Annotated in this window: 1 protein-coding gene; it reads left to right on the top strand. The window is 63.9% G+C overall.

Annotated features, from left to right (window positions below):
• On the top strand, nucleotides 1–280 hold a 280-nt coding region (locus tag EN824_RS34900), incomplete at both ends, for a hypothetical protein (protein WP_210236413.1).

Here is a 280-nt window from a genome sequence, read left to right as displayed (position 1 = left end):
ATCGCGCGGGCCTATGCGATGTTAATTGGACTAGGCGGCTGTCTCGCGGCGGGCGCGCTGTGTGCCGTCCTGTTCCGGCCCAAGCGGATCGTGGTGGAGCACGCGGTGGATGATGCGGACAGACTGGGGATGCTCGAGCGCCTTGCTGAAGAGCGCGGCGGTATCGGTTCGCTCGCGGATCTTCCGCCGAGCGCGGTAGCAGAGCTGAAAGAACTCGGACTGTTCGAGCTGTTCGCGTCGTACGAGCTGTCCAGCAAGACTGCGCGAGCGGGAGAACATT

It is taken from the genome of Mesorhizobium sp. M8A.F.Ca.ET.181.01.1.1 (assembly GCF_004792025.1).
In the GTDB taxonomy this organism is placed as follows: Bacteria; Pseudomonadota; Alphaproteobacteria; order Rhizobiales; family Rhizobiaceae; genus Mesorhizobium.
The sequence above is the reverse complement of the archived record's forward strand: the minus strand, read 5'-3'. Positions and strand labels throughout refer to the sequence as shown.